General features: G+C 68.3%; 26 protein-coding genes. 8 read left to right on the top strand and 18 right to left on the bottom strand.

Translation table 11 applies throughout. The features are described from left to right. Window positions 1–135 precede the first annotated feature (135 nt). Both CJZ78_RS02305 and CJZ78_RS02300 read left to right on the top strand, forming a co-directional pair. On the top strand, window positions 136–1,413 hold the full coding sequence (locus CJZ78_RS02305) for a DEAD/DEAH box helicase (protein ID WP_369802009.1): 1,278 nt from the start codon (window positions 136–138) through the stop codon (window positions 1,411–1,413). A gap of 85 nt (window positions 1,414–1,498) precedes the next feature. Beyond that, entirely contained in the window at window positions 1,499–1,684 is a 186-nt protein-coding gene (locus CJZ78_RS02300; protein WP_094559454.1) for a hypothetical protein, read from the top strand. 6 nt (window positions 1,685–1,690) lie between these two features. Here CJZ78_RS02300 and CJZ78_RS02295 read toward each other — a convergent pair whose 3' ends face one another. The 12 genes from CJZ78_RS02295 to CJZ78_RS02240 form a co-directional block, all read right to left on the bottom strand. Further along, window positions 1,691–1,876 carry a hypothetical protein gene (locus CJZ78_RS02295; RefSeq protein ID WP_094559287.1) on the bottom strand — a complete coding sequence of 62 codons (186 nt, stop codon included), beginning with the start codon at window positions 1,874–1,876 and terminating at the stop codon, window positions 1,691–1,693. A gap of 102 nt (window positions 1,877–1,978) precedes the next feature. Next, window positions 1,979–3,019 carry a methionyl-tRNA formyltransferase gene (gene fmt, locus CJZ78_RS02290; protein WP_094559286.1) on the bottom strand — a complete coding sequence of 347 codons (1,041 nt, stop codon included), beginning with the start codon at window positions 3,017–3,019 and terminating at the stop codon, window positions 1,979–1,981. Window positions 3,020–3,054: 35 nt separating this feature from the next. Further along, window positions 3,055–4,425 carry a TldD/PmbA family protein gene (locus CJZ78_RS02285; RefSeq protein WP_094559285.1) on the bottom strand — a complete coding sequence of 457 codons (1,371 nt, stop codon included), beginning with the start codon at window positions 4,423–4,425 and terminating at the stop codon, window positions 3,055–3,057. Window positions 4,426–4,427: 2 nt separating this feature from the next. Next, complete coding sequence (locus CJZ78_RS02280; protein WP_094559284.1) at window positions 4,428–5,846, bottom strand: TldD/PmbA family protein; 1,419 nt, start codon at window positions 5,844–5,846, stop codon at window positions 4,428–4,430. A 44-nt stretch (window positions 5,847–5,890) separates the two neighbouring features. Further along, the gene (gene acsF / locus CJZ78_RS02275; RefSeq protein WP_094559283.1) at window positions 5,891–6,961 is read right to left on the bottom strand and encodes a magnesium-protoporphyrin IX monomethyl ester (oxidative) cyclase; all 1,071 of its coding nucleotides are present in this window, start codon (window positions 6,959–6,961) and stop codon (window positions 5,891–5,893) included. A 48-nt stretch (window positions 6,962–7,009) separates the two neighbouring features. Further along, a complete protein-coding gene (locus tag CJZ78_RS02270) occupies window positions 7,010–7,411 on the bottom strand; it encodes a DUF2996 domain-containing protein (RefSeq protein WP_094559282.1) in 402 nt (133 codons plus the stop codon). A gap of 48 nt (window positions 7,412–7,459) precedes the next feature. Continuing rightward, window positions 7,460–7,942: a hypothetical protein gene (locus CJZ78_RS02265; RefSeq protein WP_094559281.1), complete on the bottom strand. Its 483-nt coding sequence runs from the start codon at window positions 7,940–7,942 to the stop codon at window positions 7,460–7,462. A gap of 1 nt (window position 7,943) precedes the next feature. Further along, the gene (locus CJZ78_RS02260; RefSeq protein WP_094559280.1) at window positions 7,944–8,600 is read right to left on the bottom strand and encodes a flavin prenyltransferase UbiX; all 657 of its coding nucleotides are present in this window, start codon (window positions 8,598–8,600) and stop codon (window positions 7,944–7,946) included. A gap of 3 nt (window positions 8,601–8,603) precedes the next feature. Continuing rightward, window positions 8,604–10,949: an RNB domain-containing ribonuclease gene (locus CJZ78_RS02255; protein ID WP_094559279.1), complete on the bottom strand. Its 2,346-nt coding sequence runs from the start codon at window positions 10,947–10,949 to the stop codon at window positions 8,604–8,606. A gap of 138 nt (window positions 10,950–11,087) precedes the next feature. Then, complete coding sequence (locus CJZ78_RS02250; protein WP_094559453.1) at window positions 11,088–11,420, bottom strand: TMEM165/GDT1 family protein; 333 nt, start codon at window positions 11,418–11,420, stop codon at window positions 11,088–11,090. A 15-nt stretch (window positions 11,421–11,435) separates the two neighbouring features. After that, window positions 11,436–11,789, bottom strand: coding sequence for a TMEM165/GDT1 family protein (locus tag CJZ78_RS02245; RefSeq protein ID WP_094559278.1), 354 nt, complete (start codon window positions 11,787–11,789; stop codon window positions 11,436–11,438). A 20-nt stretch (window positions 11,790–11,809) separates the two neighbouring features. After that, on the bottom strand, window positions 11,810–12,196 hold the full coding sequence (locus tag CJZ78_RS02240; RefSeq protein WP_233128417.1) for a YkgJ family cysteine cluster protein: 387 nt from the start codon (window positions 12,194–12,196) through the stop codon (window positions 11,810–11,812). 127 nt (window positions 12,197–12,323) lie between these two features. Between CJZ78_RS02240 and psb30 the strand changes: the two genes are divergently transcribed. After that, window positions 12,324–12,431 carry a photosystem II reaction center protein Ycf12/Psb30 gene (gene psb30, locus CJZ78_RS02235; RefSeq protein ID WP_094559277.1) on the top strand — a complete coding sequence of 36 codons (108 nt, stop codon included), beginning with the start codon at window positions 12,324–12,326 and terminating at the stop codon, window positions 12,429–12,431. On the opposite strand, the gene CJZ78_RS02230 is transcribed toward psb30, so the two are convergent. Together CJZ78_RS02230 and recJ are read right to left on the bottom strand one after the other, a co-directional pair. Then, window positions 12,410–13,747, bottom strand: a complete 1,338-nt coding sequence (locus CJZ78_RS02230; RefSeq protein WP_094559276.1) for a chloride channel protein — start codon at window positions 13,745–13,747, stop codon at window positions 12,410–12,412. The genes psb30 and CJZ78_RS02230 overlap by 22 nt on opposite strands. A 1-nt stretch (window position 13,748) precedes the next feature. Beyond that, on the bottom strand, window positions 13,749–15,644 hold the full coding sequence (gene recJ, locus CJZ78_RS02225; protein WP_094559275.1) for a single-stranded-DNA-specific exonuclease RecJ: 1,896 nt from the start codon (window positions 15,642–15,644) through the stop codon (window positions 13,749–13,751). 88 nt (window positions 15,645–15,732) lie between these two features. On the opposite strand from recJ, the gene CJZ78_RS02220 reads away from it, so the two are divergent. Genes CJZ78_RS02220 through CJZ78_RS02210 form a run of 3 tightly spaced genes read left to right on the top strand, consistent with a single transcriptional unit; the run spans window position 15,733 to window position 17,713 of the window. Continuing rightward, window positions 15,733–16,485 carry an HAD-IA family hydrolase gene (locus tag CJZ78_RS02220; protein ID WP_094559451.1) on the top strand — a complete coding sequence of 251 codons (753 nt, stop codon included), beginning with the start codon at window positions 15,733–15,735 and terminating at the stop codon, window positions 16,483–16,485. Beyond that, window positions 16,482–16,829 (top strand): DUF565 domain-containing protein, encoded by a 348-nt coding sequence (locus CJZ78_RS02215; protein ID WP_094559274.1) that lies wholly within the window; start codon window positions 16,482–16,484, stop codon window positions 16,827–16,829. The genes CJZ78_RS02220 and CJZ78_RS02215 overlap by 4 nt, the downstream gene beginning before the upstream one ends. Beyond that, window positions 16,829–17,713, top strand: coding sequence for a hypothetical protein (locus tag CJZ78_RS02210; protein WP_094559273.1), 885 nt, complete (start codon window positions 16,829–16,831; stop codon window positions 17,711–17,713). The genes CJZ78_RS02215 and CJZ78_RS02210 overlap by 1 nt, the downstream gene beginning before the upstream one ends. Here CJZ78_RS02210 and rpmF read toward each other — a convergent pair. Then, a complete protein-coding gene (rpmF, locus tag CJZ78_RS02205; RefSeq protein ID WP_094559272.1) occupies window positions 17,674–17,853 on the bottom strand; it encodes a 50S ribosomal protein L32 in 180 nt (59 codons plus the stop codon). The genes CJZ78_RS02210 and rpmF overlap by 40 nt on opposite strands. Before the next feature lie 144 nt (window positions 17,854–17,997). Here rpmF and ftsH point away from each other — a divergent pair, with 144 nt between their 5' ends. Next, on the top strand, window positions 17,998–19,851 hold the full coding sequence (gene ftsH, locus CJZ78_RS02200) for an ATP-dependent zinc metalloprotease FtsH (protein WP_094559450.1): 1,854 nt from the start codon (window positions 17,998–18,000) through the stop codon (window positions 19,849–19,851). On the opposite strand, the gene CJZ78_RS02195 is transcribed toward ftsH, so the two are convergent. The 3 genes from CJZ78_RS02195 to thrC all read right to left on the bottom strand — a co-directional run bounded on the left by CJZ78_RS02195 (window position 19,789) and on the right by thrC (window position 22,464). Then, entirely contained in the window at window positions 19,789–20,772 is a 984-nt protein-coding gene (locus tag CJZ78_RS02195; protein ID WP_094559271.1) for a cupin domain-containing protein, read from the bottom strand. The two genes, ftsH and CJZ78_RS02195, sit on opposite strands and share 63 nt — an antisense overlap. Before the next feature lie 100 nt (window positions 20,773–20,872). Next, window positions 20,873–21,148, bottom strand: coding sequence for a MoaD/ThiS family protein (locus CJZ78_RS02190; protein WP_094559270.1), 276 nt, complete (start codon window positions 21,146–21,148; stop codon window positions 20,873–20,875). Window positions 21,149–21,198: 50 nt separating this feature from the next. Then, the gene (gene thrC, locus CJZ78_RS02185; RefSeq protein ID WP_094559269.1) at window positions 21,199–22,464 is read right to left on the bottom strand and encodes a threonine synthase; all 1,266 of its coding nucleotides are present in this window, start codon (window positions 22,462–22,464) and stop codon (window positions 21,199–21,201) included. A gap of 153 nt (window positions 22,465–22,617) precedes the next feature. Here thrC and CJZ78_RS02180 point away from each other — a divergent pair, with 153 nt between their 5' ends. Then, the gene (locus tag CJZ78_RS02180) at window positions 22,618–25,464 is read left to right on the top strand and encodes a UPF0182 family protein (protein ID WP_233128415.1); all 2,847 of its coding nucleotides are present in this window, start codon (window positions 22,618–22,620) and stop codon (window positions 25,462–25,464) included. Window positions 25,465–25,527 lie beyond the last annotated feature (63 nt).

Below are 25,527 nucleotides of genomic sequence, written 5' to 3'. Positions count from 1 at the left end.
TCCAGCCCAGCAGCCGTTTCCAGTCATCCGGCCGTTGCCAGTCTCCAGGAGCCTGACAGTCTCGTGAGGGCTGCTAGCCAGGTGCAGGCTGCTAGCCAGTCGCAGGCTGCCGCTGATCCAGCAACCAGCACGGCGTTGGTCGACTTTGCCTCCTTCGGACTGGGTGAGCCGATCCTCAAGGCGGTGACCGAAAAGGGCTACACCAAGCCGTCGCCGATCCAGGGCCAGTGCATTCCGGCCGTGTTGGCGGGCCACGACGTGATGGCGGCCGCCCAGACCGGCACCGGCAAAACCGCTGGATTCACCCTGCCGATGCTGGAGCGGCTGCGCCATGGCCCCCATGCGCGCGGCGGTGTGGTGCGTTCGCTGGTGCTCACCCCTACCCGCGAGCTGGCGGCCCAGGTGGCCGAGAGCGTGCGGGCTTATGGCCGCTACCTCGACCTGCGCAGCGACGTGGTGTTCGGCGGCGTGAAGGTCAACCCCCAGATCAGCCGGTTGCAGAAGGGCACCGATGTGCTCGTGGCCACACCGGGCCGCTTGATGGATCTCTACCAGCAGCGGGCCCTGCGGCTCGATCGGGTTGAGATCCTGGTGCTCGATGAGGCGGATCGGATGCTCGATATGGGCTTCATCCGTGACATCCAGAAAATCCTGGCGCTGCTGCCTCCCAAGCGTCAAAACCTGCTCTTTTCAGCCACCTTCTCCGGTGATATCCGGCGCCTGGCCACTGGACTGCTGCACAACCCGGTGCAGCTCCAGGCCACTCCGGAAAACCGCACGGCCCCCACGGTGGAGCACCTGCTGCATCCCTGTGACATGGATCGCAAGGCGGATCTGCTCAGCCACCTGATCCGCAGCAACGATTGGCAGCAGGTTCTGGTGTTTTCCCGCACCAAGCACGGCGCCAACCGGATGGCCGAGCGGCTCAGCCGCGAAGGCATGTCGGCGGCCGCCATCCACGGCAACAAGAGCCAGGGGGCACGCACCCGGGCCCTCGCCGACTTCAAGGCCGGCACGTTGCGGGTGCTGGTGGCCACCGACCTGGCTGCCCGGGGCATCGACATCCACCAGCTGCCCCACGTGGTCAACCTGGATCTGCCCAACCAGGCCGAGGACTATGTGCACAGGATCGGCCGCACCGGTCGGGCCGGCCACAACGGCCACGCCATTTCCCTGGTGGCGGCCGAAGAGAGTGAGCTGCTGCGTGCCATCGAGCGCATGATCGGCACCCGCCTGCCGCGTCAGGAGGTGCCCGGCTTCGAACCCAAGGTGCTCTCCGCTCCACCTCTCGATCTCAGTGGCGGCCGGGGTCGCGGCGGACGCCGCCCCTCCTCCTCCCGACCCGACGCCTCCCCCCAGGGGGCCCGCCGTGAGGGCCGTCGCAGTCCGCGCGCTCCTGGCGCGCGACGCTGAACGGCAGCAGTCGCGCTGAACGGCAGCAATGGACACACCGGCTGCGGTGGGTCTCCGCTCGGATGGTGCGGTTGAGACGTTTGACATGCCCTACGAGCCCGGATCCCCGGAGTGCCGCGTGCTGATCGATTGCAAGGGGCAGATTGAGGCGATGCTCCTGGCCCTTGGGCGCATCGACAACAGCCAGCACATCCGCGACCAGCTGGTGTCGGTGCACAACCAGCTGGAGGGCCTCCATGGGCTTTACCGCAAGGAGATTGGCTTGGGCTGATCGCGATCAGCTGGCCTCGGTGATCCGCTCCATCTGGAGGCACTGACAGGTGGCGTAGGCACTGGCCAGCGTGGCGACCCTGCGGCGCTGCTTGGGTTGTTGTTCGTGGCTGACCACGTAGCGACCCGACGTCTCCCGGTAGATCAGGCAGCCCTGGCCTGTTTCACCGACATAGGACAGCTCGCTTCCCATGGATCCTCAGCAAAGTCTCCACCCTCTGTAGCGACCTTGGGGGATCAGGAAAAGTGTGCGAGCCCTAACAACACAGAACGTAAGCCATGCCGTCATGGAGCTTCATGCGGAGCCCAGGCGATCGCCAGGCTGGGCCGCGAGCTGTTGGAGCAGGCTGCCGCCCCGGGCGGTCGCCTTGCCCTCCTGCTGGGCTTCACGAACCAGCACAGGGCAACCACCGGTGGCCACCACCAGGCCTGTGCTTGCTAGCAGCGCCAGCACCGTGCCTGGGGCAACGGCCGCTGCCGGCTGAGCTGGTGCGGCTCCGCTGCTGGAGGCAAGTGCCGCCTGGGCTTCGGGGCTCAGCTGCTCGGCAAGGCGAGCCACCAGCGGCTCGGTGCTGAGCAGTTTCAGCCGTTTGCCCCGCCAGCTGGTGTGGGCTGCGGGATAGAGACCCATCACCCGCCGGTGGATCGCCAGGGCGGAAGCGCTCCAGTCGATCACCGCGTCGTCTTTGGTCAGCATGCGGGCGATGGTGAGCCCCGCCTCCCCCTGGGGGCGCACTCCCAATCGGGTCAGCCGTTCGGTTTCCGGGCCCGTGCCAGCGGCCTCGATCCGGGGCAGGGCTTCAACGAGCAGCTCGGCGCTGAGCTGGGCCAGCCGCTGCCCCAGCTGTTGGGCGTTCTCCCGCAGACCGATGGCGAGGCTGCGCTCCAGCAACACCGGACCGGTGTCGAGCCCCACCTCCATGGCCATGATCCCCACGCCGGTTTCGGCGTCGCCCTCCAGCAGGCACCACTGGATGGGCCCGGCGCCGCGCCAACGGGGCAGCAGGGAGCCGTGGGCGTTCCAGCAGCCCAGGGGGGGCTGGGCCAGCACCTCGGGCGGCAGGATCTGACCGAACGCCACCACCACTGAGACGTCGGCGCCCAGGGCCGCGAGCTGCTGCTGGCAGGCTTGATCCCGCCGGATCCTTTCCGGCGTGAACACCGGAATCCCGAGCTCCAGGGCTCTTGCCTTCACTGGGCTGGGCTGCAGCTCCTTGCCGCGCCCACGGCGACGATCCGGCTGGCTCACCGCCCCCACCAGGGTGTGACCGGCAGCCACCAGAGCCTCCAGGCTGGGCACGGCGTAGGCAGGGGTGCCCCAGAACAGGATCTTCACAACAGCGACCTCAGGGCCCGTTCAGAACTGGGGGGTCAGGCTTCGCCGGTGATGGAGAGACCTTCCACCCAGACGTAGGGGCAGAGGCCATCGGGGGTCACCTTGGCCTCGCCCTCAAACCCGACGATCGCCTGGAGCAGCGTGCGGATGTCACCGGCCACGGTGGCGGCTTCGATCGAGCGGCTGTTACCGCCCTGCACCAGCCAGCCATCGAAGGGCAGGGAGAAGGAGCCCTGGCTGGCCTTGACGCCGGCGTGCAGGGCGGAGAGGGAATCGATCACCACCACGGGCCCGTCGTGGCCGAGGCGGTTGAGGCCCTGCTGGCCACCGCCACTGCCCGGGGTGGCGCCGATCTCCAACCAGTCGACCCCCACCGACACCTTGGCCCCCATGCCGGCATGGCCGGTGGGGGGCACACCGAAGGCCCGGGCCGTGGCCTCCGAGTGCAGGAAATGCCGCAGCACCCCGCCGTCCACCAGGTCGAGGGGAGCGGTGGGTGTGCCCTCGCCATCGAAGGCTGAGGCGCCCACGTTGCCGGGGTGCAGGCCGTTGTCGCGGATGCTGAGGAATGGCACCGCCAGGGTTTGGCCCAGGGAATCGCGCTGGCTGAGGCTGACGCCATCGAGCACCGCCCTGGCGTTGAACAGGCTGCTGAAGGCGCCGATCAGATCCAGGAATGCCTCGGGGCTGAACACGCAGGTGTAGTGGCCGGTCTCGATCGGGGCGTAGTCGAGGTGGGCAATGGTGCGCTGGGCGGCTTCGTCGATGCAGCCTTGGATGTCGAGGTTGGCGGTGCCGTAGGCCAGGCGCACCGCGCCCGAGCTGCGGGGCTTGCGGCCGGCTTCCTCGGCCCGGGCGTAGAGATACAGGCTGGCTGTGGTAAGGCGCTGGTGGCGGCAGGCCCCCTCGCTGTTGAGGTAAAGCCGCTCGCTGCTGCGCTGGGCCAGGCCGTTGTAGGGCACGGTGCCGATGGCGGCATGGCGATCGAGCAGTTGCCGTTCGGCCTGCTTGAGGGTCTCAAGCAGGGTGAGGATCGGCTGGGGCTCATGCAGGGGCTGCTCCAGGCTGGCCAGGGGGGCCGTGGCCAGGGGCGAGAAGGCCGGGGTCTCATCGGCGTTGCCAAAGGCGCTGGCGTCGCGGGCACCGGCGAGGGCCCGGGCAAGACCTGCGTCGCTGAGGTCGGATGTGCTGGTGATGCCCACCAGGCCATCGCCGTTCCACACCCTCACGGTGATGGCGCTGCGCTGGGCCCCTTTCATCTGTTTGGCCTCGCCGCGGTCGACCTGCACGGAGGTGTCGGTGCTGCAGGAGGCGCCTAGATCCCACTGCTGGATGCCGGTCTGCTGGGCCAGCTGCTGGAGGCGGCTGCTCAGGGCCTCGGCATTGAGGCCGGCGGAGGTGGCCATCGTCAGCGGCCCCCCACGGTGATCGAGTCGACTTTGATGTGGGGCTGGCCCACGGTGACGTAGACACTGCCGCTGACGGAGCCGCAGAAGCCAGCCGCCAGTTCGAGGTCGTTGGCACACATCGAGATCCGGGGCATCACCTCCTTGGCTTCGCCGATCAGGGTGGCGCCTTTCACCGGCTTGGTGAGCTGGCCGTTTTCGATCAGGTAGCCCTCCTCCACAGCGAAGTTGAACTGGCCGGTGGGGCCGACGCTGCCGCCGCCCATCGATTTGCAGTAGAGCCCTTTGTCGACCGAGGCGATCAGTTGGTCGGGCGTGTGCGGACCGGCGGCAATGAAGGTGTTGCGCATGCGGCTGGCGGCGGCGAAGGCATGGCTCTGGCGCCGGCCACTGCCGGTGCGGCCATGGCCGGTGCGCCGTTCGCCGGCGCGATCGCTGAGAAAGCGTTTGAGGATGCCGTTTTCAATCAGCACCGTGCGCTGGGGCTCCATTCCCTCGTCGTCCATGGACAGGGAGCCGAAGGCGCCGTCGGTGAGGCCTTCGTCGATGGCCGTCACCGCTGCGTGGGCGATGGGCTCGCCCACCTTGTCGGCAAAGGGGGTGGTGCCGCGCTCCACCTGGGTGGTTTCCAGCAGGTGGCCGCAGGCCTCGTGGAAGATCACGCCACCGAAGCGGTTGGCCAGCACCGCCGGCATCTGGCCGGCTTCCACGTAGTCGGCGTAGAGCATGGTGCCAACGCTGGCGCACACGTCCTGGGCTGACGCGTCCGCATCCCAGGCGCGCAGGTCGTCGGGACGGCCGGAGGTGCCGTAGCGGCGGCCGAGGCCGGCGCGGTGGTCGCCATCGGCGGCGAGGACGTTCAGGCCCAGGGATTGGTGAAGGCGGATGTCGCGGGCGAAGGTGCCGTCGCTGGCGGCCACCAGCACGGCTTGCCAGTCGCGGGAGTAGCTGCCCCGGCGCGCCTGCAGGTGGCGGCCGTGGTGGGCCAGGCGGCCCGTGCCGTCCAGCAGCTTCAGCGTGGCCTCCGCCAAGGAGGGGCAGCGTTCCAGCCAGTCGGCCTTGGCGGCGGCAAAGTCGCGCAGGGTACCGAGGCCGTCGAACTGGGCGGCGGGGGCGCTGCTGCGCAGCAGCCCGAGCATGCCCAGGGCCTGATCAAGGGCCTGGAGCAGGCCGGAGTCGCTCAGGTCGTTGGTGCTGACGAAGCCATCCCGATCGCCCCGAAACACCCGGATCCCGGCCCCCATGCCGAAGGACGGACTGACACTGGTGATGGTCTCCTGCTCGGCCAGCACCCCGAGGTGATCGGTGCGCTCCAGAAAGATCTCCACCAGATCGGCCCCAGCCCCCTGCCCTACCGCCAACAGGCTTTCGAGACGGGGCTGCCAGGCCAGGTCAAAGGCGTCGGGTGCGGAGGCAACCAAAAGAGATCAGCGATGGGGGGCAAAAGGGTTGGGCCGCAGAGGCCTCAGCGCACCGAGGCTTGGAACTGCTCGCTGCGGATCGGGGCCATCAAATAGAGCTTGGCCATCTCGGCGCCATTGGCGATCCAATAGGGCAGCTTGCGCAGCACCTTGATCGGGGCCGGAGCCGAGCTGGCATCGGCCTCGCTCAACTTGGTGTTGTTGCTCACCAGCCGCTCCAGCCGGGTGTAGAACTTCGGATGCTCCACATTCAGCACCACCGGGAAGACCCGGGCGGACGTTTCGTTGGTTTTGGCGATCACGTACTTGTCGTAGTCACGGGCATCCAGGCCCAGGGCCTCATAAAACTCCTTGCGGGCCACGTCGCGCACATACATGGTGGCGAACACCGCCAGCAGGAAGAAGCGGCACCAGAGGCGGGCGGTCAGGCCACGCACCGTGTCGGGCTGGGCCTTCATCAGGGCGTCGAAGAAGTCGCCGTGGCGGTTCTCGTCCTGGCACCAGTTTTCAAAGAAGTTGAAGATTGGGAAAATCTTGCTGTCGGGATTCTTCTCGAGGTGACGGAAGATCGCGATGTAGCGCCAGTAGCCAATCTTCTCGCTCAGGTAGGTGGCATAGAAGATGAACTTGGGCTTGAAGTGGGTGTAGGCCTTGCTGGCAGTCAGAAAGCCAAGATCCAATTGCAGGCCGAAATCACCCATGGCCTTGTTGAGGAAGCCGGCGTGGCGGGCTTCATCACGGGCCATGTGGGCGAAGCACTCCGCCAGCAGGGGGTTCTTGTCTTTGATGCGGCGGCTGAGCTCCTTGTAGAGCAGGAAGCCAGAAAACTCTGAGGTGCAGCTCTGCTCCAGAAACTCGATGAACACCTGGCGGGTTTCAGGATCGAGCTTGTCGGCGGCGCCTTCAAACTCCGCGTTGCGCACGAAGTGGTGGCGGTTGTAGTCCTTGCGGAACTCCTCGCAGATCGCTTCCAGCTCAACGGCATTGGGGCGCAGATCCATCGCCGCCATGGCGTCGAAATCCGTGGTGTAGAACCGCGGGGTCAGGATCGTGTCCTTGACCGGATCCTTGATGGCCGGTGCAGCTGGGCTGGCAAGTGCGGCGGGAGAAACCATTGAGCGTTGCGGCTTACGGCAGTGAGGTCATCGTAGAGGGACCGCCCGTCAGTTCGGGCCCAGCCATTTCTGACCGTTCAGCCGCTGCACCAGCCGGGATACCAGCAGCGCCAGGCTCATTTTCTTCTCATCGATCAGAAAGGACTCCAGCAGGCTCGGCTCACTGCCGGCTTCGGCCACGGCCACGGTTTTGGGGGAATTGATGTCCGCTGTGGTGAAGCACAGCCAGAAACGCCGCTCCCCGGGCAGCTCGCCTTTCACCATCCAGCAGTCCGCGCCCACCACGGGCATCGGACCTTGCTCGAAGGCCAGCTCGGGGGCCGGACCGCCGTACCCCTGGATCTCCTCAGCCAAAGCGGGGAGCAGCAGCTCGGGCACAAACGTGGCAAACGGCTGGTCTTCCGGGGCCGGTGGCTTGGCTTTGGCGGCTGGCTGGGCGGATTCGCTCACCGGTGCAGGCCCCTTTTGGCTTCTGCGCCGACTCTACGCAGATCGCGCTCACCAGTCGTCGCCGCCGGGGTTGTCCCAGCCGTCGCCCACGGCGCTGGTTTGGGGCGTGGCGCTAGCGGGCTCGGCGGCAGCTGCCGAGCGGCCCTTGCGGATCACCCGGAACGGCACCGCCACGGTGGGTGCAGGATCGCCGGGTGGACGTTGTGGCCCGGCGGCCTGCCGGGGTGGTGGCGGGGGCGCTGCCGCTTGGGGCGGTTCCTCCCAGGACTCCACCGGGTCGCGGGGTTCGCGCCGCACCTGGCGGCGCAGCGAGACCGGCCCCGTTTGCAGGGCCAAGGCGGCGGCGGCAGCGCTGAGGCCGGCGCCACCGCCGGCGGCCAGGGCGATCCAGGCCCCGATCGGCAGTGCTGGGGTGCTCCAGATCAGCAGCCGCAAGGCCAGGTTGGGCCTGGGGTTGAGGGCAGCCACCAGCAGCACCAGCAGCAGCGGGGCGAGCAGGGGGAGCAGCAGTAGGCGTTGCAGCAGGGCCAACCTAGGCGGAAGGGTCGTCCGGGGATCCTGGCTGGTGGGGCGGCCCCTGCCAACGGCGCAGGCTGCCGAGCTCGTAGCCGAGCACGTCAAACACCCGGATCACCAGGAAATCAACCATGTCGTCGATGGTCTGGGGTTGGTGGTACCAGGCGGGCACCGGTGGGGCGATGCGGGCGCCGGCCTCGGCCAGGGTTGTGAGGTTGCGCAGGTGAATCAGGCTCCAGGGTGTTTCCCGTGGGCAGATCACCAGGGGGCGTCCCTCCTTGAGATGCACATCGGCGGCGCGCTCCACCAGATCCAGAGCCACGCCGGAGGCGATGCGACCAACGGTGCCCATCGAGGCGGGCAGGATCACCATGCCGCGGGTGCGGAAGCTGCCGCTGGCAATGCCGGCAGCTTGGTCGTTCCAGCGGTGGCAGCGCAGCTGGCCGGAGCGGACACCGGTGCGCTCGCGCCAGAACGCTTCCTGGGCCGCAGGCTCCGAGGGCACCCTCAGGCCCAGCTCCGCCTGCCACACGCCAATGGCGCCGCGGGAGGTGACCAACTCCACCGACTCGCCGGCCTCAAGCAGCAGCTGCAGGGCCCGCTGCGCCAGCGGTTGAGCCGAGGCGCCGGAGACAGCCAGCACCACCGGCCCGCTTCCGGCCGCAGGGGTCATGGCTCAGGCCTCGCTCAACACCGGTATCGGCGCAAACGGATCGTGGTCATGTTCGAGAGCGCGGGCGTCATCGGCGTCATCGGCCCCCTCGGCCAGCCCGTCCCCGTCGGCCATCACGCCTTCGGGTAGCACCACGGCCAGATCGATCTGATGGCGCAGGGCATCCACCTTCTGGATCTCCACCTCCACCTGGTCGCCGAGCATGTAGGTGCGGCGGTTCTTGCGTCCCACCAGCCTGTTCTGGCGCGAGCGGTATTCGTACCAGTCGTCTTTGAGGGAGCTGACGTGCACCAGACCCTCCACCTGGGAGGGGGGGACTTCGACAAAGAAGCCGTAGCTCTGCACGCCGCTGATCACACCAGGGAGCACCTGGCCCACCAGCGGCTCGGCCTGGCGGGCCTGCAGCATCGCCAGCAGGTCGGCCTGGAGTTCGGCCAGGAAACGGCGCCGGCCATTGAGGCGTTGCACCAGCCCATGCTCCTGGGCCTCCAGGAAGGGGGTGAGCTGGCTGGGGGCCAGCAGCGGCCAGTCGATGGCGCCGTGGCAGGCATCGGAGGCCAGGTCGACGGTGGTTTTGTGGCGCACGCTTGGGCGATCCTTGCCCTCGGTGAGCAGCAGCACCAGCAGCTGCTGGTTCCAGATGTCCGCGTAATGGAGGGTGGGGCAGCACCACGGGGCCAGGGCCGCATCCTCTTCCAGCCAACCCGATAGGGCATGGGCGCCGGGGGCGCTGCTCAGCTGAATCGGCTTGAGGATGGCCTGCAGCTGCTGCTGCAGAGGCCGGCTGCGATCGGTGCCGGCGAAGGCGGCCGCCAGTTCGGCCCCACTGGCGTTGCCCTCCTCGCTCAATTCGAGGGGGATGTCGAGGGCGAGGGCCGAGCGGGCGACGTCGTTGAGGTCGTTGGCGTCGGCGGGGGCGTTGGTGGCGTAAACCGCTGGCAGCTCGAGGGTCTGGAGGTGCTGGCCCAGGGCCTGCTCGGCCACCAGCACCGCTTCGCGCAGCAGCGCCAGGGGATGGTGGGGTTCGAGGGTCACCATCCAGCCCTCCAGGGGAGCATCAGGACCTGGCACCGCCAGGTCGCCGAGGCTGTCGATGGCGGGCAGCGGCAGGTTGAGGTCGAGGGAGCCGGCCGCCTGACGTTGTTGACGCAGCAGGCCGGTGACAGCGATCAGCTGCTCCAGCAGGGGCAGCTGATCTTTAAGTCCCTTGAGGGCCGCCGGCACGGTGCGGCTCTTGGGCTTGCGATCCTCCAGGGCGGTCAGGGCTTCAAGGCCCGCGGCGGCTACCGGCTGGATCTGGCTGCGGCAGAAGCGGTAGTGCTCCAGCTTGCCGTCGGTGCTGAGCTCCAGGCTCACCGACAGGGCTGCCTGCACCTCGCCCACCTTGAAGGCGCTGGCCTTGGCCAGGGCTGGACTGAGCAGGGGCAGCCACTGTCGGCCCACGCAGTAGGCATCGGCCTGGTTGCGGAGCCAGGCGTCGAGGGCGGTGCCGTTGGCGAAGCGCTCCGCGATGGCCGGGGTATGCACCCACAGGGTCCAGCCGCCTTCACGCTCCTCAAGGGCCAGGGCCGGCAGTCCCGGGGCTTCCTTGCCGCTCCACGGTTCCAGCAGCAGGGCTGCTTGGCCGGTGAGGTCGGTGCGCTCTTTGGCTGCCAGGGCCTTGAGGGTGGCCCGAGGGGGCTGGGGACGGTTGTGAAGCCGGTGCTTGGTGAGTAGCAGATCGAGGTCGGCGGCCTCGCCGCCGTTCACGGGCAGGCACCGGGCCACGTGGCCTAGGGGTGCAAACTGGCCCACTGGATAGCGGTCTACCAGCACCTCCACCACCGAGCTCTGCTCGCTGTCGAGATGGGTGGCATCACCGGCCGGCAGTTCCACAGCGGTCAGCAGCCGGTCGTCGAGGGGGGTGGCCACCAACCGCTCCTCCTGTTGCTCCACCTGGGCCAGCAGCGAGGTGGTGTGCCGCTCGAGGATGCACTGCACGCCCCCTTCCGGAGAGCGGCGCCGTCCGCCTTCGCGGATCACCTTTACCAGCACCCTATCGCCGTTCCAGGCGTGGTTGAGCTGGTGATCGCGGATGTAGATGTCTTCGCCGCCGTCTTCCCGCAGGGCGAAGCAGAAGCCTTTGCTGGAGCAGCGCAGCCGCGCGGGAATCAGCTCGGGGTCCTCGCGCCGGGCGATGCCGGCATCGCTGATTTCCACCAGCCCCAGCTTGGTGAGTCCGTCGAGCCCGATCTGCAGCTGCTGCTTTTCAGCTTTCTGGCTCAGGCCAAGGGCCTTTTCGAGCTTGGTCAGTGGCAGGGCTTCATGGGCGGGAAGCTGGTCGAGCAGGTCGGCGACCGTGAACTTCATCGGTGGGAGGGCTGGTTGGCTGTGGGCCACCCAGGAATGCCCCGGGTTGCAGGGGCGGGCGGCGAGGGGATGAAGGCGGCTGATGGCGGACTGGGCTCGGAGCGATGCCCACGGCCACCAAAACCTTCATTTCAAATGTTAGTCGGCTGAGGGATCCTCAGCCGCGGCGGCCGCCGCGACGGTCTTTTCGCCCTCTTCGCCGCTGGAGCGCTGGATCAGCCGCACGCCGATCACCAGGAAGCCCACCGAGGCCGCCAGTTGCAGCGCATTGGTGGGGATCACGGCCGAGAGGGATCCGCCCGCCGCTGCCCCCAGCAGGCTGGCCAGCACCAAAGCCAGGGAGCTACCAGCGAAGACCGCCCCGGGGCGGGTCGAGGTGCCGCTGATGGTGACGATGGCCAGCTGGGTCTTGTCCCCCAATTCGGCCAGGAACACAGTGACGAAGGTGGATGCGAGCAGGGCGAGCGGCAGGGCGGACACGGTCGTTCAGCTGAGGGGGAGTTCGGAGGGAGAGGGCACCAGCCCCAGCACGGCCTGACGGCCCAGCCAGAGCCCCAGGGCCACCATCAGGATTCCCGCCAGGCGTTCCAGCTGCTGCGGCGGCATCACCCGCGCCAGCCAGCGGCCCAGAAGCACCCCCACCAGGCTGGAGCTGATCAGGGCCAGGGAGGCCCCCACAAACACCACCACCGGACGTCCCGACTGGGCCGACAGCAGCAGGGCGGCGAGCTGGGTCTTGTCGCCCAGCTCTGCCAGGAACACCGTGGTGAAGGTCGTCAAAAAGACCGCACCCCAGGTGCCGGCTGGGGCGGGTTTGGGGAGCTCGCTGTCGTTGCTCATGGGAGTGCTCATGGGCGTGCTCATGGGCGCTGTCGGATGGCCCGCCGGAAGCGCCGCATCACCCTGCCACGGCCTCCGTATTCGCTGCGGATCTGTTGGAGGCAACAGCCGATCGCCAGGCGGTCGCCGGCGCCGGGGTCCTCGGGCGAACCAAACAGCTTGACCAGGTTGGCGACGTTGCAGAAATCGGGGCGGTCGGCGTAGATCCGGCAGCTGCGGGAGCCGGTGTTGAAGTGAATGCACCAGCCATCGGCGCCCACCATCGCCAGATACTGCTCCTGCTGAGCGGGGCTGAGGGCGTCGATGGCCTCCTGCCGCAGGCTCGGATCCAGGCGGCAGCAGGCCCCGCAACCGCTGATGCAGCTCCACTTCTCCTGGTCCATCGGCCGGTCGCGGTTGCTGTCCATTCAGCCACAGTGATTCCCGCGCCGCCGCTGTGACAAGCCGTCACAGAGCCAAGCCGAAGCCCTGGAGCGGCGGGCGCGGCGCCTACCCTGTGGTCGCAGCGTTTGCCGCTTCTCAGCCGCCACCACCATGGGTATCGACTTTCATCTGATCGCGAATTTCGCCGCCCTAGCCCTGATCACCCTGGCCGGTCCGGCCGTGATCTTCGTGCTCTTCTACCGCCGCGGCGCGCTCTGATCCAACGCCAGCTCTGGCGTCCTGCCCAGCTTCCAGAGGGCGTGATAAACCGGTTCGGGTTGGACCCGGCGACCAACGCTGGCTCCAACCACTGCGCTGAGCAGGATGCCGAACAGCCATTGCTGATCGCCCAGCATGCGCAGGGCGAACAACACCGTCATCAGCGGCAGCTGGGTGGCTCCGGCCAATCCTGCTGCCATGCCCAACGCGAGGCCGAGCTGGGCGTCGCCGCCGAGCAGCTCGAGTGAGCCGCTGCCGAACAGGGCGCCGATTGCAAAGGCCGGGTCAATCAGCCCCCCAGGGACTCCGGCAGCCAGGGCCAGCACGGGCGCCACGATCCGTGAGCCCAGCACCAGCCACCAGGCGGCGATGCTCATCGGCTCCCCCGGGATGGGCAAGCTCCCCTGACTGTCCAGCAGCTGGCTCATCAGTGCCTCGCCATCGCCACCACTCCAGCCACCGCTGGCAAAGGCGATCAGGCCCAGGGCCAGGCCCAGCCCGAGCCCCCAGGCCAGGGGGCGTTGCCGCACCCGCTGGCGCAGCAGCGCAGTGCCAGTCCAGAGGAGGCGGCTGAACAGTCCGCCCAGCAGGCCGCCGCCGATCCCCACCGGCAGGGCCCAGAGCAGCTGCTGCCACTCGGGTTGAGGGGTCTGCACCAGGCCCAGGGTGAAGATCGAGATGCCGTTGAGGTTGCTCACGAGGGCGGCGGCGGCGCACACCACCGCCGCAGGCCAAAGCACCGACGTTTGGAAGCTGCCGGTGAGCTCTTCCAGCACGAACACCATCCCCATCAGCGGGCTGTTGAACCCGCCTGCCAGGCCGGCGCCGGCGCCGATCGCCATCAAGCTCTCGGGCGCGAGCGCGCCTAGCAAGCGGGGAAAGCGGCGGCGCAGCCCATGGGCCACGGCCGCGCCCACCTGCACCACCGGCCCTTCCCGGCCCAGGGGCATTAGGGCCAGGCTGGCGGTGCTCCAGAGCGCCATCCGCGCCAGCGTTGGGCCGCGGCTCATCAGCTGTGGGGCCTGCGCAGGATGCTCCAGGCTTTCGATCGTCTGGGGGATGCCGGAGCCGGCGCCCAGGGCCAGCGGCCCAGCCTGCAGCCACAGCAGCAGGGGCATGACCAGCACCGGTGCGAAGGCCAGGGCAAGGCTCTGGGGCGTCCAGTGCCCACCCCGGAAACCGGGCAGCTGCTGCAGCAGCAGGTCCTGGGCGCGGTCGACCAGGTTGAGGGGCCAGCAGGCCAGACCCACCAGCACGCCGATCAGCAGAAGCTGAAGCAGGGTGCGCAGGGGGGGGCGGAGCAGGGGGAAGGCCATCTCAGGCAACGAGTCCCAAGGCGATGGCCGCATCCTGGATGAGGGCCCGCACATAGGGATGGGCATGGCTGCTGCCCTCCGCACTGGTGAGTTCATCCCCGGCCGCATTGCGCACCACCAGGCCGGCCCCCTCGCGGCGGCACCAGTAGGTGCGGTCGCGCCGCTTGAGCACCACTTCATCGCTGCCGCTCGCCCCGCCGGCGCTGGGCCGCAGTCCCACCAAGTCAAGTTGCAGGCGCTCCTCCCCCTGCCAGCTGTTGAGCGCCAGGCGGTAGGCCACATCCACCCGCCCCGGCAGGTTGGCCTCGCCCTGCCAGCGCCAGCCCATGGCCCGCAGGCCAGCTTCACCCTGGCGCAGCTCCAGCTGCAGGTGTCCCCCGCGCAGCAGTTTCTGGCTGGCCACCTCGCAGCCCTGGCTCCAGAACACTGGCTGGGGGTGGCCGATACCAAAGGGTTCGAGCCGCTGCAGCTGCCGGTGGAAGTCGCGGTCGATCTGGGCGAACGGCAGCAGGGCCTCGGGTTCCACCGGGGTGCCCTGGCCGGCCTGTTGCAGCCAGGCGTCGGCCAATTGGTTGAGCTGCTCGTGCAGCGCTGCCACCTGTTCGGCCCGCACCGTGAACCCCCCCGCCGCAGGGTGGCCGCCAAAGCGCTCCAGCAGCGGGGCGCAGTGCTGAAGGGCCCGGTCCACCGCAAAGCCCCGGGGCGCCCGCACCGAGGCCCGCAGGCGGCCCTGCCCCTCGCCGGCCAGCAGGGCGGCGGGCAACCCAAAGCGCTCCACCAGCCGCGCTGCCACGATGCCGATTACGCCGTGGTGCCAGTGGTTTTGAGCCAGCAGCAGAAAGGCGGGACGCCGGGGACCATCGGCCTCCAGCAGGGCGATCGCCTCCGCCTCGATGGCGCTGCAGAGGTCGCGGCGCTGCCGGTTGAGGGCCTCGCAGTCCCGCGCCAGATCCAGGGCTCGGTCGGGATCGTCGGTGGTGAGCAGCTCCACCACTAGCTGGGGATCCCCCAGCCGGCCCACGGCATTGATCCGCGGGGCGATCTGAAATCCCACCGCCTGGGCATCGAGCGGGGCCTCGTCCAGTCCGGCCAGCCGCTGCAGGGCCTGCAGGCCCGCCAGGGGGCTGCCCCCCAGCCCGGGTAGCCCGTCGATCAACCAGCGCCGGTTGACCCCCACCAGGGGCGCCATGTCGGCGATCGTGCCGATGCAAAAGAGATTGAGGGCGATCTGCAGGCCATCGGCCCGCTTGAGGCTTTGGCACAGGGCCGCCGCCAGCACGTAGGCCAGGCCAACGCCCGCCAGACCGCGATACGGCGACTTGGGTGGCGTGCGTTCCGGGTGCAGCAGGGCCAGGTGGGGCGGCAGGGGATCGGGAATCGTGTGGTGGTCGGTGAGGATCGCCTCGACGCCGAGCGCCTCAGCCCGCACCAGGGCCTCCAGGGCTGAGACGCCGTTGTCGACCGTCACCAGCAGGGCCACGCCTTGCTCGGCCAGCCGTTCCACCATGGCGGCGTTGAGGCCGTAGCCGTCGTCCATGCGGCTGGGGATTGCCGCGACGGGTCGGGCCCCCAGGCGCTGCAGCACTCCCACCAGCAGGGCCGTGCTGGTCATGCCATCGGCGTCGTAGTCGCCGCAGATGGCCACCGCTTCCCCTTGGCTGCAGGCCTGTTTCAGCCGGGCCACGGCCTTGGCCAGGTCGGGGAAGTGGCGGCCAGCCGGCGGTGCGGCGGGCGGATCCAAGAGGGCCGCGATCGCCTTTGCACTGTTGAAGCCGCGCCGGCTCAGCACCGCCAGCAAGGCCTCCGGCAGCGGACTGTCTGCTGGCGCCTGGCAGAGTCCTTCGGGCGCCAGGGGGCCAGGCAGGTGCCAGCGTTGCTGATCAAGGGCAGGCAGCAACGACGGCGCAACCAGGGCCCCGCCATTGTGCGGCGCCTGCCGTGCGGATGCATCCCCGTAGCCTGACTCGGAGATGCAGCACCGGCCGATGGCCTTGGGGGCCCTGCTCTGGGACGTCGATGGCACCCTGGCGGAGACGGAACGGGACGGCCATCGCCGCGCCTTCAACCGGGCTTTCGCGGAGCTGGGCGTGCCCCTGCACTGGGACGGGCTGCGCTACGGCGAGCTGCTGGCCATCAGCGGCGGCCGCGAACGCATTGCCGCCGCCCTGGCGGAGCTGCAGGGGGCCCCGCCCGAGGCCGCGCTGGTGGCCGATCTGCAGGCCCGCAAGCAACGCCATTACGCCGCCCTGGTGGGTGCCGGTGAGCTGCAGCTGCGCCCTGGTGTTGCGGAGCTGATCGCCGCGGTGCATGCCGCCGGTCTGCCCCAGGCGATCGTCACCACCAGCGGCCGCTTGGCCGTGGCCGCCCTGGCCGAGCATCTGCTGGGTCCGTTGGCCCCCTGCTTCAGCGTCTGGGTGTGCGGCGACGATGTCGCCCGCAAGAAACCCGATCCCGAGGCCTACCAGCGCGCCCTGGTGCAGCTGGGATTGCCCCCCGGGGCGGCGCTGGCCCTGGAAGACTCCGGCAATGGCCTGGCAGCGGCCGATCAGGCCGGGGTGGCCTGCCTGCTGACGCTCAGCCATTACGGCAGCGCCGAACCGCCCGAGCGGTTCAGCCGGGCTCGGGCCGTGGTGACACAGCTGGGCAGCGGTGCCAGCGTGTTGTGGGGCCCTGCTTGCCAGGGCGGACAGATCACGCTCTCCTATCTGCAGGATCTGCTGGAGGCTCCACAGCTGTGACGCGCCTGCCCCTTCAGCGCACCCGCTTCAACCAAGCCCTGGAGCAGCTCGGAGCCCTGCTGCTCGGCAGCCTGCGCGGCAACTGGCGCCATCGCAGCACCGTGCTGCTAGCGCTGCTGCTGGGTTTCTACGCCGGCAGCAACGTCACCGCCTACGTGCTGTTGCTCATCCCCGGGGGGCGGCCCATGGCGGTGTTGCTGATGGTGCTGCTGGTGGAGCTGATCGTGCGCTTGCGGGGCCGGCTGGTGAAGACGGCGCCTGGCCTGGGCTGGCTGGTGGTTGACAACCTGCGCGTTGGGGCGGTGTATGCGGTGGTGCTGGAGGCCTTCAAACTCGGCACCTGATGGCCTCCCCTGCGCTGGATCCCAGCATTGATCCAGGCCTGGATCGCCACTGGCTTCAGCCGCTGATGGCGGAGCTCGCGCGCCTCGGAGCTGGCGGACAGCGGCCTGTGGTGGCCCTCAATGGACCGGTGGGCGCCGGCAAGAGCACCCTGGCGGCGCTTCTGCGTCAACGGGCTGCCGCTCGGGGCCTGAAGCTGGCTGTGGCCTCCATCGACGACTTTTACCTGCCCTGGGAGCCGCGCCGGCTGGCCCTGGCCGGCAATCCCTTCGGCGTCTCGCGGGTGCCTCCGGGCAGCCACGACGTCGCCTTGGCGCTTGCCTGTTTGCAGCAGTGGCGGACGGGCGGGCTACTGCACCTGCCACGGTTTGACAAAACCCAGCGCGGTGGCCAGGGCGACCGGGATGGGATCGACGGCCGTGAGGCTGAGGTACTTCTGCTGGAAGGCTGGTTGCTGGGCTGCCGGCCGCTGGGGCCAACCCGGCTCCTGGAGCTTCAGGCCCATGGGGTGGCGGGCCTGAGCAGCGACGAACAAACGTGGCTATCCCGCTGGGATCAGGCCTTGGAGGCCTACCAGCCGCTCTGGGATCAATGCAGCCAGCTCTGGTTGCTGCGTCCGCAGTGGTGGCACCTGCCGCGCCGCTGGCGTTTTCAAGCAGAAGCCAGGCAACGCCGCCGTGGCGCTGCCTGGCTTCCATCCGATGCGCTCGAGCGGCTGGTGCGCTCCAGCCTCTGCTCGCTGCCCCCGGGTTACTACCAGGATCCTCTAATCCACAAAGCCGCTGGTTTGGCTGTCCTGGATGGACGCCGCCGCTGGTGTGGTGGCTGGATCAGGGATCAGAACGATCAGCTTTCGCCGTCGTCGCCCTCTTCATCCACGGGATAAACAAAGCCTTGGGCACGGCCACTCAGCACGGCCTTGCCGATCGAGAGCGCTTTCTGGGCCGCAACAGCAGCTTTGCCTTTCCAGGTGGCGTGGCGCTGATTGCGCTTGCCCTTGGAGGTTTTCTTCTTGGGAACAGCCATCCCCGCACACTCACTGCCAAACCAAGATCTTCCGTTGTCGCCTGGCCTTTCGTCAAATCGCTAAGCTCCTGCCAAAGCCTGAACTCAGTGAGCGACAGCCTTCCTCCGGACGCCTTCACTCCGGGAAGTCTTCCTCCGGGACGCCTGTCTTCAGGCAGTTCTGCTCCGGGCAATCCTCCTTCAGGCCCGCAGCCCTTTCGCTGGGACGCCCTGTCGGCCCGTGAACCGGTGCCCTCCTACAGCCAGCTGCTGAAGGATCTGCGGGCCGGCAAGGTCAAGGACCTGGAATTGTCGTTGCGCCAGCGCGAGGTGCAGGTGCGCTTCGAGGATGGCCGCCAGGCCTCCGTGCCGGTGTTCAGCAACGACCAGCTGCTGCTGCGCACCGCCGAGCAGGCGAAGGTGCCGCTCACGGTGCGGGACGATCGCGCCGATGGGGCTTTGGCCGGTTTGGTGGCCAACGGCATGTTGGTGCTGTTGCTGCTCGGCGGCCTGGCGCTGCTGATCCGTCGCTCGGCCCAGGTGGCCAACCGGGCGATGGGATTTGGCAGCAGCAAGCCACGCCTCCAGGCCGATGGTGCTGTGACGGTGCGCTTTGAAGACGTGGCTGGCATCGCCGAAGCCAAAGAGGAGCTCCAGGAGGTGGTCACCTTCTTGAGGGAGCCCGATCGATTCACCGCAGTCGGCGCCAAGATTCCCAAGGGGGTGTTGCTGGTGGGGCCACCCGGCACCGGCAAAACCCTGCTGGCCCGAGCCATCGCCGGTGAGGCGGGGGTGCCCTTCTTCTCGATGGCCGCCTCCGAATTCGTCGAGATGTTCGTGGGTGTGGGGGCCAGTCGGGTGCGGGACCTGTTCCGCAAGGCCAAAGCCAAGGCGCCCTGCATCATTTTTATCGATGAGATCGATGCGGTCGGCCGCCAGCGGGGTGCTGGCATCGGCGGCGGCAACGACGAACGGGAGCAGACCCTCAACCAACTGCTCACCGAAATGGATGGCTTCGCCGACAACTCCGGCGTGATTCTGCTGGCCGCCACCAACCGCCCCGACGTGCTCGACGCTGCCCTGATGCGCCCAGGCCGCTTCGATCGCCGCATCACCGTCGACCTGCCCGACCGCCGCGGCCGCGAGGCGATCCTGGCGGTCCACGCCCGCAGCCGTCCGCTGGCGGCGGCGGTGTCGCTGTCGGCCTGGGCCAGCCGCACCCCGGGTTTCTCCGGAGCCGACCTCTCCAACCTGCTCAATGAGGCGGCCATCCTCACGGCCCGCCGCCACCAGAGCGAAATTGACGATGCCGCCATGGCCGGTGCCCTGGAGCGGATCACCATGGGCTTGTCAGCGGCACCCCTGCAGGACAGTGCCAAGAAGCGCTTGATTGCGTATCACGAAGTGGGCCATGCCCTGCTCGCCACCCTGGTGCCCCATGCCGATCCCCTCGACAAGGTGACCCTGCTGCCCCGGGCCGGTGGTGTTGGCGGCTTCGCCCGGATGATGCCCGATGAGGAGATTCTCGATTCCGGTCTGATCAGCAAGGCCTACCTCCGCGCCCGCCTGGTGGTCGCCCTCGGGGGGCGCGCCGCCGAGCTGGTGGTGTTCGGTCCTGGGGAAGTGACCCAGGGGGCCAGTGGCGATCTGGACATGGTGACGCGCATCGCCCGCGAGATGGTCACCCGCTATGGCTTCTCCAGCCTGGGTCCGGTGGCTCTGGAGGGGGATGGGGCGGAGGTGTTTCTGGGGCGCGACTGGTTGCGCTCGGAGCCCCACTACTCCCGGGAAACCGGTAATCGCATCGACGTCTTGGTGCGGGATCTGGCCCGCGGAGCCCTCGATCAGGCTGTGGGGTTGCTGGAAGCACGCCGCACCCTGATGGACGAGCTGGTGGAGTTGTTGATCCGGGAGGAAACCATTGAGGGCGAGGCTTTCCGGGCCGTGGTAGCCCGCTCAGCTGTCGCTGTGGATGCCTCCAGCAAAGCAGATGTCGAGGCTGCGCAAATAGGTGTGTAGGCCAGCGTCCTGAATCGGCAGCAGCCGGGCCAGGCGATTGCTGCTGTTGACGTGGGCGTGCCAGTGGCCCGGGGGGGTGATGAAGGCTCCGCCGGCTTGCCAGTCGATGCGGCGGGCATTGGCGATGGCGCCGCTGGCATCGAGCTCGGTGCCCACCAGCGTGTAGCAGCCAGGGTCGCAATCGATGATCAGATCCAGGGCCACCGATTGGTGCCGATGGGGAGGCTGAACCGCGCCGGGGGGCACAAGCCCGAGCATCGCCCAGAGGGTGTGGGTCACGGTGCGGCTCTGGGGCAGGTCGCTGTTGGCCAGCAGCAGGCTGAGGCGATTGCTGCGGGCGGCCGTGGGGTCGGCCAGCAGCTGGTCGAGTTCCTGCTGCAGCCAGGCGGCCGGGTAGTGGGCGGGCTCGAAACGGGCCTGGGTCGCCTCCACGCCGAGGTGGCTGAGCAGGGGGCCGTCGTGCACCCAATAGAGAACGCTGGTGTGCTCGGCCTGCAGCAGGGGGGCCTCCCCGGCGGGCAGCACGAACAGGTCGCCGGCGCCCCAGTGCAGGGCACGAGCCGCCCACTGCAGCTGCCCGGCGCCTTGGAGCACGTAGAAGAGGGAGCTGGTGGCGTTGGCGGCGGCCTTCAGCCCCTCGCCGGCCTGGATTCGTAGGAAATGGGCCGCCAGAGCGGGGCTCGTGGCTGGGCCGCTGCAGCCGAGCTCGGCGCTGAGATCCAGGGGGATCACCGCCGTGGGGCCGCTCTGATGCAGCTCCGGCGACCACTGGTGGTAGCGGATCGGTTCGGTGAGGCCAGGGCGCACCGGGTTGGCGGCCTGGCGGTAATCGAACAGCTGGGCTTTGGCCTGCCAGCTGGACGCGCTGGCCTGGCTGGCTTCAACGGCGCGGTCGCCCGGTTGGATCGGGGCTTGGGTCATCGGAAACGCCTCCAAGCGAGATGGGCTAATGCTGTGGGAACCAACCTATTGAGCCCGACTTTAGCGCTGCCGTGCTGCTGCAGGGAGCACCGTTCGCGATTCAGCCGCCGGCCACCGCGGGCACGATCGACACCTCATCGCCGTCCTTGAGGGGCGTGTCCTGGTTGTCGAGGAAGCGGATGTCCTCGCTGTTGACGTACAGATTGAGAAAGCGGCGCAGCTTGCCGGCCTCATCGCAAAGGCGCCCCTTGATGCCGGGGTAGCGGCCCTCCAGTGCCTCGATCAGCCCATCAACGCTGCTGGCCTCGAGATCGACACTGGCCTCGTCGTTGGTGAACTTCTGCAGGGGAGTGGGGATCAGAACCTGAACGGCCATGGGCTGGATGGGAAGGAGGAGGAGGACGGTGTCAGTTGTGGTGCCGGCGATCAGGCCTGCTGGGCGGACTGGGCCTGGGCCCAGGCGGCTTTGAAGCTGTCGAGCTGGGCTTCGATCGTGTAGGGCGCGCCGATGCAGTCGGCCACTGCCTCTGTTGTCTTGAGGCCGTTGCCGGTGATGTAGGCCACGGTGCGCTCTTCGGGGTTGATCTTGCCCTGCTCCACCAGCTTCTTGAGCACCGCGATCGTGGTGCCGCCAGCGGTTTCGGTGAACACGCCCTCGGTTTCGGCGAGCAGCTTGATGCCCTCGATGATCTCGGCATCGCTGACGGCCGCGATCGAGCCGCCGGTCTTGTTGGCGATGTCGATGGCGTAGGGGCCGTCGGCCGGGTTGCCGATGGCGATCGACTTGGCGATGGTGTTGGGCTTCACCGGCGTGATGAAGTCGCGGCCCTCAGCGAAGGCCTGGGCGATCGGGCTGCAGCCCTCGGCCTGGGCACCGCTGAAGCGCACGGGCTTCTCATCGACCAGCCTGCACTTGATGAATTCATCAAAACCCTTGCGGATCTTGGTGAACAGCGACCCGGAGGCCAGCGGCGCCACGATGTGGTCGGGAAGCTCCCAGCCCAGCTGCTCGATCACTTCATAGCCGAGGGTTTTCGAGCCCTCGGAGTAGTAGGGGCGCAGGTTGATGTTGACGAAGCCCCAGCCGTAGGTGTTGGCCACTTCCGAGCACAGGCGATTCACCTGGTCGTAGTTGCCCTTCACCGCCATCAGGGTGGGGTTGTAGATCAGGGTGCCGAGCACCTTGCCCAGCTCCAGATCGCTGGGGATGAACACACAGCAATCAAGGCCGGCGTGGGCGGCGATGGCCGCGGTGGAATTGGCCAGGTTGCCGGTGGAGGCACAGCTCACCGTGGTGAAGCCCAGCTCGCGAGCGCGGGTGAGCGCCACCGACACCACTCGATCTTTAAACGAGAGCGTCGGCATGTTGACGCCGTCATTCTTGATGTAGAGGCTCTTGAGCCCCAGGCGCTTGGCCAGGTTGCCCGCCTTGAGCAGGGGCGTGAAGCCGGTGCCCACATCAATGGGATCGCCCTCGATCGGCAAAAATTCGCGGTAGCGCCAGATCGAGGCGGGGCCGGCTTCGATCGTGGCGCGGCTGACGCGGTTTTTGATGGCGTCGTAGTCGTAGACGACCTCCAGTGGGCCGAAGCAGACGTCTTCGCAGACGTGACGGGCACCGGCCTCATAAGGATGGCCGCATTCCTTGCAGCGCAGCCCGGTGAAGGTGGAGCGGGAGAGGGTGGCAGTCACAGTCACGCCCAGCGATCGAAGGAGGCTAACAGCGCTTCCAGGTGCGACGACTTAATCCCGATTGCAGAAGTCGGGTATTCATGGCCAGTGGTCCGAGCGCGTCTCGGGGCTTGCTGGGCTTGCTGTTGAGCCAGGGCTTCCTACCCTCGGCCGGTGCCCCGATCCCCCATGCTGAGGCGTTCCTCGCCCTCTGCTGTCCGCCAGGTGGCCTCCGTGGCCCTTGGTCTGGCCCTGCTGGCTGGTTTCACTGTGCTGGCGGCGCGCCTGTGGGTGGAGTGGCAATGGTTTGAGCAATTCGCCAAGGGGGAGGTGCTGCTGCACCGCTGGCTGTTGCAGTTGGCTGCGGCTGCCTTTGGCCTGGTGGTGGGCCTGGCTCAGCAGCGCTGGTTGATCCGGTTTTGGCGCCCTGCGCCGGCGGCTGCCCCGGAGCGGCGCTTCGCCCTGGCGCCCCTGCCCTATGCCACCAGCCTGGTGGTGCTGGCCCTGGCCCAGTTGGTGCCGCTTGCCTTGCTGTTGCGGCTGGCCGAGCGCCTGATGGTCGACCCCTTCGATCCCCGCCGGTTGCACGGCCTCACCGTGCTCAGTGGCGTGTCGGCCCCGCTGCTGCTCCTGCTGGCGGGGCTGGCTGGGGCCCTGCTGGCCCGTCCCCGCACGGCCCCCCGGCTGGTGGCGGCGATGGCGTCGCTGGCTGCGGCCACGGCCCTGGGCAGGGCGTGGGGTCTGTGGTCGTTGGCCTTGCTCGCCCCGGACAGCGGCCTGCGCGAGCCCATGCTTCAGGCCGACATCGTCTTTGGGCTGGTGCGCTTTCCCGCCCTGGCCTTTGGTCTCACCCTGTTGATCGCCTTGGTGCTCTGCCACTTGGGGGCAGGGCTGTGGGGCATCGTGGCCCGCCCGCCCCAGCTCAGCGACGGTCGCTTCCACGGCTTCTCCGCTGCCCAGCTGTTGCGGCTGCGCTGGCCCCTGGCCTTGATGGCGTTGCTGGTGGCCTGCAGCTTCTGGCTCGGCCGCCACCAGCTCTTGCTCAGCACCGCCGGCAGCGTGCCGGGCGCCGGTTGGTTGGATGTGCACTTGGTGCTGCCCTTGCGCACCCTGGCCGCCGTGGTGGCTGTGCTCACCGCCGTGGCCCTGCTGCTTCCCCTGCCGCGGCAGGGGATCCGGGGGGGCCTTCTGCTTGGGGTGTCGCTGGCCCTGCTGCTGGTGCCGCTGCTGGAAGCCGCGCTCACTCCCGTGCTCCAGCTGTTGCTGGTCAAACCCCGGGAACTGCAGCTGGAAACCCCCTACCTGGCCCGTTCGATCCGGGCCACCCGGGCCGCGTTCCAGCTCGACGACATCAGCACCCGCTTTGTCAAACCGCGCCGCCGCCTCACCCGGGCCGATGTGCAGGCGGGCGATGCCACCCTGCGCAACATCCGGCTCTGGGACAGTCAGCCGTTGCTGTCCACCAACCGTCAGCTGCAACAACTGCGGGTCTATTACCGCTTTTCCGGGGCTGCGGTGGATCGCTACGGCCTCAGTGGCAACCCTGCGCTGGGGCGCCAACTGGTGATCATCACGGCACGGGAGCTCGATCAGGCGTCCCTGCCGCCTGCAGCACGCACCTGGCTCAACACCCACCTGGTGTTCACCCACGGCTACGGCTTTACCGTTTCACCGGTGAACACCAGCAGTCCTGATGGCCTGCCCGATTACTTCATCAGCGACCTGGGCGCGTCCACGCGGGTGCAGGGCAACAGCCAGCTCGGCATCACCACCGCCGATGTGCGCGCTGGCATTCCGATCGGCCAGCCCAGCCTCTACTTCGGGGCCCTGGTATCGCCCTACGCCCTCGCCCCCACCCGGGTGCAGGAGTTTGACTATCCCCAGGGGGATGAAAATTTCTACACCCACTACGCCGGGTCGGGCGGGGTGCCGATCGGCTCACCCTGGGGGCGGCTGGCCTCGGCGATCTACCTGGGGGAACCGAAGCTCTTGGTGCAGGGGGCGATCACGCCGCAGACCCGGCTGTTGCTGCGCCGCGAGGTGCGCGAGCGGTTGCGCACCCTGGCTCCGTTTGTGCGCTTCGAAGGCGATCCCGTTCTGGTGTCGGTGCAGCTGAAGGATCCTGGTCCCTTCGCCCCCAACCAGCACCAGTTCTGGATGGTGGAGGGCTTCACCACCAGCCGCAGCTATCCCTACAGCGCCGCGGTGCCGAGCGATCCCGATATCCGCTATCTGCGCAACTCGGTGAAGGCGCTGGTGGATGCCTACAACGGCACTGCCGTGCTCTACGTGGCGGATCAACGCGACCCGATCATCGCCGGCTGGCAGCGGCTGTTCCCGGGCCTGTTTCAGCCCCTTTCGGCCATGCCGGCGCCGCTGCAGAACCACATCCGCTACCCCCAGCGCCAGTTCGAGCTCCAAACCGCCCAGCTGCTCCGCTACCACGTCACCGATCCGCGGGTGTTTTACAGCGGCGACGACGTTTGGCAGGTGCCCAAGGAGCTCTATGGCCGCAGCCAGATCCCGGTGAAGCCCTATCACGTGAGTGCCCAGCTGGCTCCGGAGTTGCCACCCGAATTCCTGCTGTTGCAGCCCCTCACGCCCCTGGCCCGCCCCAATCTGGCGGCCTGGTTGGCGGCCCGCAGCGATGCGCCCAACTACGGCCAGTTGGTGCTGCTGCGCTTCCCCACCCAGACCCAGATTTTCGGTCCGGAGCAGGTGCAGGCCCTGATCAACCAGAACCCTCGCATCAGCCAGCAGTTTGGCTTGTGGGACCGGGCTGGATCGGAAGTGATCCAGGGCAACCTGCTGGTGGTGCCGGTGGGAGAGGCTCTGCTCTATGTGGAGCCGGTGTATCTCAAGGCTCGCAATGGTGGACTGCCCACCCTCACCCGCGTGGTGGTGAGTGATGGAAGCCGGGTGGCGATGGACACCACCCTCGAGAAAGCGATCGAGGCCCTGCTGGACCCCCGCCGCTCCCTCCCGACCTTCCCCAGCCCAGCTGAAACAACCACCCCCTGACGCCATAAAAATGGGCCCCTTTCGGGGCCCATGCTGTTGTTGGAGACAGGCCGGATGGCCCAG

The organism is Synechococcus sp. 8F6, assembly GCF_002252665.1.
In the GTDB taxonomy this organism is placed as follows: Bacteria; Cyanobacteriota; Cyanobacteriia; order PCC-6307; family Cyanobiaceae; genus Cyanobium_A.
The sequence above is the reverse complement of the archived record's forward strand: the minus strand, read 5'-3'. Positions and strand labels throughout refer to the sequence as shown.

Bases quoted from the DNA above. Each gene is read 5' to 3' on its own strand.
- CJZ78_RS02300 (WP_094559454.1), top strand. From the start codon at position 1,499: ATGCCCTACGAGCCCGGATCCCCGGAGTGCCGCGTGCTGATCGATTGC.
- CJZ78_RS02295 (WP_094559287.1), bottom strand. From the start codon at position 1,876: ATGGGAAGCGAGCTGTCCTATGTCGGTGAAACAGGCCAGGGCTGCCTG.
- CJZ78_RS02285 (WP_094559285.1), bottom strand. From the start codon at position 4,425: ATGGCCACCTCCGCCGGCCTCAATGCCGAGGCCCTGAGCAGCCGCCTC.
- acsF (WP_094559283.1), bottom strand. From the start codon at position 6,961: ATGGTTTCTCCCGCCGCACTTGCCAGCCCAGCTGCACCGGCCATCAAG.
- CJZ78_RS02260 (WP_094559280.1), bottom strand. From the start codon at position 8,600: ATGACCCCTGCGGCCGGAAGCGGGCCGGTGGTGCTGGCTGTCTCCGGC.
- CJZ78_RS02255 (WP_094559279.1), bottom strand. From the start codon at position 10,949: ATGAAGTTCACGGTCGCCGACCTGCTCGACCAGCTTCCCGCCCATGAA.
- CJZ78_RS02245 (WP_094559278.1), bottom strand. From the start codon at position 11,789: ATGAGCAACGACAGCGAGCTCCCCAAACCCGCCCCAGCCGGCACCTGG.
- CJZ78_RS02240 (WP_233128417.1), bottom strand. From the start codon at position 12,196: ATGGACAGCAACCGCGACCGGCCGATGGACCAGGAGAAGTGGAGCTGC.
- psb30 (WP_094559277.1), top strand. From the start codon at position 12,324: ATGGGTATCGACTTTCATCTGATCGCGAATTTCGCCGCCCTAGCCCTG.
- CJZ78_RS02230 (WP_094559276.1), bottom strand. From the start codon at position 13,747: ATGGCCTTCCCCCTGCTCCGCCCCCCCCTGCGCACCCTGCTTCAGCTT.
- CJZ78_RS02220 (WP_094559451.1), top strand. From the start codon at position 15,733: ATGGCCTTGGGGGCCCTGCTCTGGGACGTCGATGGCACCCTGGCGGAG.
- CJZ78_RS02210 (WP_094559273.1), top strand. From the start codon at position 16,829: ATGGCCTCCCCTGCGCTGGATCCCAGCATTGATCCAGGCCTGGATCGC.
- rpmF (WP_094559272.1), bottom strand. From the start codon at position 17,853: ATGGCTGTTCCCAAGAAGAAAACCTCCAAGGGCAAGCGCAATCAGCGC.
- CJZ78_RS02195 (WP_094559271.1), bottom strand. From the start codon at position 20,772: ATGACCCAAGCCCCGATCCAACCGGGCGACCGCGCCGTTGAAGCCAGC.
- CJZ78_RS02190 (WP_094559270.1), bottom strand. From the start codon at position 21,148: ATGGCCGTTCAGGTTCTGATCCCCACTCCCCTGCAGAAGTTCACCAAC.